The 8,802-nt window shown below is 71.1% G+C and carries 7 protein-coding genes; 4 read left to right on the top strand and 3 right to left on the bottom strand.

The genetic code is table 11. From position 1 onward, the window contains the following. From I0C86_RS40395 to I0C86_RS40405, 3 genes are all read right to left on the bottom strand, one after another. On the bottom strand, positions 1–943 hold a 943-nt coding region (locus I0C86_RS40395; protein ID WP_196206600.1), incomplete at its 3' end, for a DMT family transporter. A gap of 464 nt (positions 944–1,407) precedes the next feature. Beyond that, entirely contained in the window at positions 1,408–1,698 is a 291-nt protein-coding gene (locus I0C86_RS40400) for a HesB/IscA family protein (protein ID WP_196206601.1), read from the bottom strand. Positions 1,699–2,017: 319 nt separating this feature from the next. Next, a complete protein-coding gene (locus I0C86_RS40405) occupies positions 2,018–3,154 on the bottom strand; it encodes an NAD(P)-binding domain-containing protein (protein ID WP_323374157.1) in 1,137 nt (378 codons plus the stop codon). A gap of 199 nt (positions 3,155–3,353) precedes the next feature. On the opposite strand from I0C86_RS40405, the gene I0C86_RS40410 reads away from it, so the two are divergent. From I0C86_RS40410 to I0C86_RS40425, 4 genes are all read left to right on the top strand, one after another. Beyond that, positions 3,354–4,673 carry a phospholipase D-like domain-containing protein gene (locus I0C86_RS40410; protein ID WP_230395608.1) on the top strand — a complete coding sequence of 440 codons (1,320 nt, stop codon included), beginning with the start codon at positions 3,354–3,356 and terminating at the stop codon, positions 4,671–4,673. Between the two features lie 122 nt (positions 4,674–4,795). Further along, positions 4,796–6,376, top strand: coding sequence for a malate synthase A (aceB, locus tag I0C86_RS40415; protein ID WP_196206603.1), 1,581 nt, complete (start codon positions 4,796–4,798; stop codon positions 6,374–6,376). Positions 6,377–6,520: 144 nt separating this feature from the next. Beyond that, positions 6,521–7,987, top strand: a complete 1,467-nt coding sequence (locus I0C86_RS40420; RefSeq protein ID WP_196206604.1) for an FAD-linked oxidase C-terminal domain-containing protein — start codon at positions 6,521–6,523, stop codon at positions 7,985–7,987. Between the two features lie 3 nt (positions 7,988–7,990). Then, positions 7,991–8,802 (top strand): FAD-binding oxidoreductase (locus I0C86_RS40425; protein ID WP_230395609.1); only part of this gene is annotated, 812 nt, incomplete at its 3' end.

Below are 8,802 nucleotides of genomic sequence, written 5' to 3' on the forward strand. Positions count from 1 at the left end.
CCCCGCGATCGGTCGCCGCCGGGCCGGCAACGGCGAGCTCCCGTGCGGCCAGTACCACCGCCGCCCCGAGCAGCATCGCGCCGAGTACGCCGACGGGGCCGAGCCGCTCGCCGAGCAGCAGCGCGGCGAGCAGCGCGCCGACGAGCGGTTCCAGCCACGCCAGCAGCGCGGCGGTGGCCGGCCGGACGGTACGCAGTCCCCGGAAGTAGAGCAGGTAGGCGACCGCCGTCGGACCGGTGCCCAGGGCGACCAGGAGGGCGATGGCGCCCGGTTCCGGGGCGAAGCCGAGTCCGGCCGTCCCCACCGCCAGCGGCGCCAGCAGCAGCCCGCCCATGGTGAAGGCGAACCCGGTGCCGGCCAGTTCACCGAGTCCTCGCACCGGCCTGGCACCGATCAGCGTGATCGCGGCGAACCCGGCCGCGGAGAGCAGGGCCAGACCGGTGCTGGCCAGCATCGCCACCGTCCCGACACCGCCGGCCGGCAGCCCCACCAGCAGGCCGAGTCCGGCCAGCGCCAGGGCGCACGTTGCGGCACTCCGGCGGTCGACCCGGCGCCGGCCCGTGACCGCCTCCGCCGCCAGTACGAGCACCGGCGCGGCCCCGATGGTGATCAGCGTGGCCAGGCTGACCGAGGTCAACGACACCGCGCCGAAGTAACACGCCTGGTAGACGGCGGCCAGTACGCCGAACACGGAGATCCGGGTCCAGGCCGCCCGACCGCGTGGCACCCGCCGCCCGGTGACGGCGAGAAACGCCACGATCAACGCACCGCCGACGGCGAGCCGGTAGGCGGCGACGGCGATCGGGGAGAGTTCGGTGGTCCGGGCCAGCAGACTGCCGGTCAGTCCGCCCGTGCCCCACAACGTGCCTGAGATGATCAGGTAGATCGGACCGACGTCGGATCGCCGACGTACGGCGGCGAACGGTGCTTGGAATCTGGACATGAAGGTTCGCGCTCCTGCGACGAGAAAGGGAATCGGTCGCGGAAGCGGGGCGGTCCCGGATCATGCTGACACCGCGCGCCCGCCCTACCGGCTGGGCACGCTGGGGTGTACGCCCCGCTCAGGCGCGGGGCGGTGGGGTGATCGGGAAGCGCCGGTGCACGGCGTGGATCGTACCGGCCTCCGCCGGATCCACCCAGGGAATTCGGCCACGGCCGGGGGCCGGCTCGACGGCGGGCGGGATCCCCGGGGCCGCCCGTACCACCCGGCCGAGGTGGTAGGAGCACCGAACCGGCCCGACCATCCACACCGGACGGACCTGTCGACCCCGACGCCTCCCAGCACGCCGCCGAACCGGACCTCGTCCCGGGGCCGGATCGAGCCATCGGACCGTGGCCGGACAGGGCCGTCGGACCCGGAGGGCACCGATCACCGCGTGACGGGGCCGGAGAAGCCCTGCCGCCGGATCAGGCGATGGGGCCCTGCTCAGCGAACCCGAACTGCACCGCGCCCTGCGCGTCGACCGCAGCGTCGAGGGCCTTGTCGTCGAGGATCTGGGCGGCCTGCGGGTCCAGGAAGACCCTGGCCCCGTCACTGTCCACCACCTGGTCGCCCTGCGCCGGGCTCTCGGCCAGCGACAGGTTCAGCGACCCGGCCGCCAGGTCACTGGCGATACGCAGTCCCGCACCGTCCGGCACCTCCTGCTGGGTGGTCAGGTCCCGAATAACGAGTACGGCGTTCTCGGTCATGGTGAGCATGCAAACTCCTCGTGGATTTTTCTGTGCGCTCGGCCCGTACGCCCATCCGTGTGGGCGTGCTCCGGGCACCCGCGACTGAGCCGGTGCGGCCTTCGGACATCGCGGCGGCCATCGGACATGTAGCCAGCCCATTCGGTTTCCCACGCTCACGCGGGACCGGGCTGACGCCTGGGTACGGCGGACGTTCGTCGCTCTCGAACTCTCGGCTGTGGCAACAGGCCGTACTTGCCCTACGTTGCCGCTTCCAGCCCCATTCGTCAAATCCGGTGAGCCGTCCGGCGGAACGTGTTAAGGGCCTGCCGGCGCGCGTTTGCGCTGGTCAGCGGAGTGTCACCGGCGAACCGCCGAGCAGCCGCCGGATCTCCCGTACGGCGTCTCGACCGGCCCGGTTCGCGCCGACCGTGCTCGCCGACGGGCCGTACCCGATCAGGTGCACCCGGTCGTCGGTGACGACCCGCGTGCCGTCCATCAGGATCCCGCCACCGGGCGACCGGAGCCTCAGCGGCGCGAGGTGGTCCAGCACCGCCCGGAAGCCGGTGCACCAGAAGATCACGTCGGCGTCGAAGCTGCTGCCGTCCGGCCAGACGACACCCTCCGGCGTGATCCGCGCGAACATGGGCAGCCGACGCAGCAGACCGGCGGCGTCCATCCGGCGCGTCTGCGGAGTCCACACCAGACCCGTCGCGCTGACGACGCTCGACGGGGGACGACCGGCGCGTACGGTCGCGTCGACCCGGGCAACCGCGGCCCGACCGCGATCCTCGGAGAACTCGGCGTCGTCGAAGACCGGCGGACGCCGGGTGACCCACCGGGTCGCCTCGGCCACCCCGGCGATCTCGTCCAGCAACTGGACGGCGGAGGTGCCACCGCCGACGACCACCACCCGCCGGCCGGTGAACTCCGCCGGACCCCGGTAGTCGGCGGTGTGCAGTTGCCGCCCCGCGAACGACCACTGCCCCGGGTAGTACGGCCAGAACGGGTGCCGCCACGTTCCGGTCGCGTTGATCAGCGCTCGCGCGGTCCATTCGCCGGCATCCGTGCGTACCGTCAGCCGGCCGTCGGCCCGGTCCCGCACCTCGGTCACGTTCACCGGTCGGTGCACCGGAAGGTCGAACTCACGCTCGTACGCCCCGAAGTACTCCGCGACCACCTCGGCGGCCGGACGGCCCGGGTCGGGCTCGCCCAGGGCCCGACCGGGCAGATCATGGATCCCGTGGACGCCGGCCAGCCGCAGCGTCGGCCAGCGGTCCCGCCACGCCCCGCCCGGACCGGCGCCACCGTCCAGCAGCACATACCCCGTCTCCGGCGCGAACCCGGCCCGCTGGAGGTGGTGGCCGGCCGAAAGCCCGGCCTGACCCGCACCGATCACCACGACGTCGACGTCCCGACCGCTCACCTTCCGGGTAACCACGCCCGGCCGACGTTCCGTCCCGATACCGACGGTTCCGTCGGTCACAGTTCTCCGCCCGCGACGGCCACAACCTGCTCGTCGGTCAGATCTCCGGTGAGGGTCCGGTCGCGGCTCCGAGGGCGACTCCGGGGCGGCGGACCGCATCTGTACCCGGCCGACGGCAAAGGCCGGCGCCGATGGGCTGGATCCCGATCGATGTCGATGTAATCATCGACGCATGCGGATAGGTAAATTTTCGCCAAGATTGGCGACGCGATCGGCACTCGTCTTCATCGTCGCCCTCGGCACGCTCGGCACACCGACCCTGGCCGCCAGCCCGGCCAACGCCGCCAACCCGGCCGACGCCAGCAGCTCGGCCATCGCGGCGGAGCCGGACCCGACCCTCAACGACGCGGTCTTCAACCAGCCCACCGGTTCGGCCGCCGAACAGAACACGATCTTCATCCAGCTCGCCCGGATCATCGACCGGGTGCCGGCCGGAGGAGAGATCCAGATGTCGTGGTTCGGGTTCGGCGTCACCGACGTGACGGACTCGGCCACCACCCCCGACCTTCCCGCACGACTGCTGAACGCGTACCAGCGGGGGGTACGCGTCAAGATCATCCTTGACCACGAGCAGGTCACCGAACGCCCGTACCAACGGCTGCTGCCGGTGCTGGGCTCGAACGACACCGCAGGGTCGTACATCGTGCACTGCGCCGACCAGTTTCCCAGCCAGGATCGGGGATGCATCGGCACCCGGACCATCAACTACACCGACTCCTCGGTCACCGCGTACAACCACAACAAGTTCCTGACCGCCTCGAGCATCGTGCTCAACAACGGGTCGACCGTGTCCAACGTGGTCTTCCAGGGCTCGGCGAACCTGGGCTGGTGGGACGCGAACGAGGCGTACAACAACGCGGTGACGTTCAGCGACGCCACCACGTACCAGGCCTATCGGACGTACTTCGCGGACCTGCGCTCCCACCGGTACAGCTCGACGGGCGACAACAACTACTACTGGGGGACCCCGACCGGGACGACGTACCGGGCGTACTTCTTCCCCCGGCGGGAGCGCTCCGGCACGTCGATCCACGACGCCGCCAGCGACACCATCGTCAGCGTGCTGGACTCGGTGCGATCGTGCTCGTACGACGACGCCGGCACCACCCGACAGACCGACGTACGGGTCAACATGTTCTCGTTCAACCGGCCGGAGATCGCGAAGAAGCTCACCGCGCTCCGCAACGCCGGCTGCTGGGTCGACGTCGTCTACAGCGAGGCCAACGCCGGTGTACTCGACGCGCTCGGCAGCAACATCCAGTTGACCAAGTGCAACTACAACGTCGCTCCGGGACGGGACATCCGGACCCACTCCAAGTACATGCTCATCGACGGCGCGTACGACGACGACATCGTGCCCCGGGTCTTCACGGGCAGTCACAACTACAACATGTCCGCACTGCGGCAGGCCGACGAAGCCCTGCTGCGAATCATGGGCCGTGGCATCCACGACGACTACCTGAGCAACTTCTGGCATGTCCGGGACACCTGCCGGGCGAACGGCGGGGCGATCCGCTGACGGCACGAGGTGTTAAGAGGGGTCCCTTCCTATGCAGAAAACGATAAGAAGGGGCCCTTCCTTAAAGTGCGGGCGGCCGTAGGGTGGTGATGGAGATCAGTTACCAGGGTGAGGGGTGCGGGATGGGTCTGTCGGGAGGCGTACAGGTCACCGGGCCGATGGGCGACCGTTACGACGAGGTGCTCACCCCTGAGGCGCTGGAGTTCCTCGCCGCGCTGCACCGGTCCTTCGACGGCCGCCGCCGCGAACTGCTGGCCCGGCGGGCCGAGCGGGAGGCGGAGCTGGCGGCCGGCGGCAGCCTGGACTTCCTCGCCGAGACGGCGGCGGTACGGGACGGCCAGTGGCGGGTCGCCGAGCCGGCACCCGGACTGGTCGACCGGCGGGTCGAGATCACCGGGCCGACCGACGCGAAGATGACGATCAACGCGCTGAACTCGGGCGCCAAGGTCTGGCTCGCCGACCACGAGGACGCCAACACCCCGTTGTGGCCGAACGTGATCGAGGGGCAGCTCAACCTCCGGGACGCGATCGCCCGCAAGCTCGAGTTCACCTCGCCGGAAGGCAAGCAGTACCGGCTGCGGGACGGCGACCTGGCGACGATCGTGGTCCGGCCGCGCGGCTGGCACCTGACCGAGAAGCACATCCTGGTCGACGGTGAGCGCAGCTCCGGCAGCCTGGTCGACTTCGGGCTCTACTTCTTCCACTGCGCCCGGCCGCAACTCGAGGCCGGTGCGGGGCCGTACTTCTACCTGCCGAAGCTGGAGAGCCACCTGGAGGCGCGGCTCTGGAACGACGTCTTCGACTTCGCCCAGGACTGGCTGGACATCCCCCGTGGCACGATCCGGGCCACGGTGCTGATCGAGACGTTCCCGGCCGCATTCGAGATGGACGAGATCCTCTACGAGCTGCGCGAGCACTCCGCGGGGCTGAACGCCGGCCGCTGGGACTACATGTTCAGCGTGATCAAGAAGTTCCGGACCAGGGGCACCGACTTCCTGCTCCCCGACCGCAACGCGGTGACGATGACCGCGCCGTTCATGCGGGCGTACACCGAACTGCTGGTCCGGACCTGTCACCGGCGCGGGGCGCACGCCGTCGGCGGAATGGCGGCGTTCATCCCGAGCCGGCGCGACGCGGCTGTCAACGAGACGGCGTTGGCGAAGGTCCGGGACGACAAGACCCGCGAGGCGAACGACGGCTTCGACGGCTCGTGGGTGGCTCATCCGGACCTGGTACCGATCTGCCGCGAGGTCTTCGACGCCGTGCTCGGCGACCGTCCGAACCAGCTCGACCGGACCCGCCCGGAGGTACGGGTCAGCGCGGCCCAACTGCTCGACGTCGCCGGCACCCCGGGCCAGCCGACCGAGGCTGGCCTGCGCAACGACGTCAGCGTCGGCATCCAGTACCTGGAAAGCTGGCTGCGTGGATCGGGCGCGGTCGCGATCTTCAACCTGATGGAGGACGCCGCGACCGCGGAGATCTCCCGTTCCCAGGTGTGGCAGTGGCTGCACAACGACATCACGCTCGACACCGGTGTGCCGGTCACCCGGGAACTGGTGGAGCGGATCGCCGACGAGGAGATCGGCAGGCTCGGCGACGATCCCGGCCGGTACGCCGAGGCCCGCGGACTGTTCATGGAGGTCGCCGTGGCGGACGACTTCGTCGACTTCCTCACCCTGCCCGCCTACGAACGGATGCCCTGAGCCCCTGCCCTGAAACCCGACGCGCCGACGAGATGGCGCCGAGCCGAAGTCGTTGAGCCGACGCCGAAGCGCCGAACCGACGCCGAACGTTGAGCCGACGCCGAAGCGCCGAACCGACGCGCTGAGCCTGCCCGGAGGTCGCTGGTGTCCAGAGTCGAGATCGGAAGACTGGCCGGGGTGCTGCGCGCCGCGCTCGACGCGGAGCAGGTGATCGACGACCGGGCCCGGCTCCGCACCTACGAGTGCGACGGTCTGGCCCAGTACCGGGTGGTACCGGCGCTGGTGGTGCTGCCGCACACCGCGCAGGAGTGCGCCCTTGTCGTCCGGGCCTGCGTCGCCGCGAACGTACCGTTCGTGGCCCGAGGGTCCGGCACCGGACTCTCCGGCGGCGCCCTTCCGCACGCCGACGGCGTCCTGATCGTCACCTCCCGGCTGCGCGCCATCACGGAACTCGCGCCGGACGACGAGCGGGCCGTGGTCGAGCCCGGGGTGATCAACCTGGCGGTGACCCGGGCCGCCGCACCGCACGGCTACTACTACGCGCCGGACCCGTCGAGCCAGCAGATCTGCTCGATCGGCGGCAACGTGGCGGAGAACTCCGGCGGGGCACACTGCCTCAAGTACGGCTTCACCACCAACCACGTCCTCGGGCTCCAGGTTGTCACCCCGGACGGCGACCTGGTCCGGCTCGGCGGATGGGCGCCGGACAGTCCCGGATACGACCTCGTCGGCGCCTTCGTCGGCTCGGAGGGCACCCTCGGGATCGCCACCGAGGTCACCGTACGGCTGGTCCGGTCGCCGGAGTCGGTCCGTACCCTGCTCGCCGCCTTCCCCGGTACGGACGCGGCCGGCGCGGCGACCTCGGCGATCATCGCCGCCGGGGTGGTGCCGGCGGCGGTGGAGATGATGGACGCGCTCGCCATCGAGGCGGCCGAGGCGGCGGTGCACTGCGGGTATCCGGCCGGCGCCGGTGCGGTGCTGATCGTCGAGTTGGACGGCCCGACCGCCGAGGTCGACGCCCAGTTCACCGAGGTCGAGCGGCTCTGCCGGGACAACGCCGCGTTCGAGATCCGGATCGCGGCCGACGACGCCGAACGGGCGCTGTTCTGGAAGGGTCGCAAGTCGGCGTTCGCGGCGGTGGGCCGGATCAGCCCGGACTACATCGTGCAGGACGGGGTCATCCCCCGGACCGCGCTGCCCGAGGTGCTGCGCCGGATCGGTGAACTTGCCGCCGAGCGAGGGATCCGGGTGGCGAACGTGTTCCACGCCGGGGACGGCAACCTGCACCCGCTGGTCCTCTTCGACGACGCGATCGAGGGACAGGCCGAGCGGGCCGAGGAACTCTCCGGCGCGATCCTCGACCTCTGCGTCGCGTACGGCGGGTCGATCACCGGGGAACACGGCGTCGGGATGGACAAGGCGAAGTACCTGCCCCGGATGTACACCGACGACGACCTGGACACCATGCAACTGCTCCGGTGCGCCTTCGACCCGCGCGCACTGGCGAACCCCGGCAAGATCTTCCCCACGCCCCGGCTCTGTGGCGAGGTGCCCGGCCGGCGCAGGGGTGCCCATCCACTCCAGGAGGCCGGTCTCGCGGAGGTGTTCTGAGCCATGCCCCAGCTCGACACGACGACGACGCAACTCGAGACGCTGCGGGCCGCGGTGGCGGCCGGCGGCGGCGCGGTGGCCACACCGGATGCCGGCGGACCCGACGGCAACAGCGGAGCTGACGACACAGGCAGACCCGACGGTAGCGGCAGACCCGACGACAGCGGCAGACCCGACGACAGCGGCAGACCCGACGACAGCGGCGGGCAGGTGGTACGCCCGGCCGGACCGGGAGATGTGGTCGGCGGCGTACCGGCCCGGCTCGTCGCCACCCCCGGCTCGACCGAGCAGGCGGCGGCGGTGCTGCGGGCCGCCGCCGAGCTGCGGCTCAGCGTGGTCGCCCGGGGCGCGGGTAGCCGGCTCGACTGGGGCGCCCCACCCCGCACCCTCGACCTGATCCTGGACACCGGACGGCTGACCGGCGTCGTCGAACACGCCGCCGGTGACCTCATCGTGGTGGTACGGGCCGGTACCCGGCTCGACGAGCTGCGCGACGTACTCGCCCCGGCCGGACAGCAGCTCGCCCTGGACGACCCGCCGCCGGGCGCCACGGTTGGCGGGGCGACCGTCGGCGGGGCGGTCTCGGTGAACGCCAGCGGGCCCCGTCGGATGCTCTACGGCACCGTCCGGGACCTGCTCATCGGGGTCACGCTGGTACGCGCCGACGGCGTGGTCGCGCACGCCGGGGGCAAGGTGGTGAAGAACGTCGCCGGCTACGACCTCGGCAAGCTGGTGACCGGGGCGTACGGCACGCTCGGGCTGATCACCGAGTGCGCGTTCCGGCTGCACCCGCTGCCGGCCGCCCGGGCGTACGT

Source organism: Plantactinospora alkalitolerans, assembly GCF_015690345.1.
Taxonomy (GTDB): Bacteria; Actinomycetota; Actinomycetes; order Mycobacteriales; family Micromonosporaceae; genus Plantactinospora; species Plantactinospora alkalitolerans.

Coding starts and splice junctions, on each gene's coding strand:
- I0C86_RS40400 (WP_196206601.1), bottom strand. CDS start 1,698: ATGCTCACCATGACCGAGAACGCCGTACTCGTTATTCGGGACCTGACC.
- aceB (WP_196206603.1), top strand. CDS start 4,796: ATGGGTCTGTCGGGAGGCGTACAGGTCACCGGGCCGATGGGCGACCGT.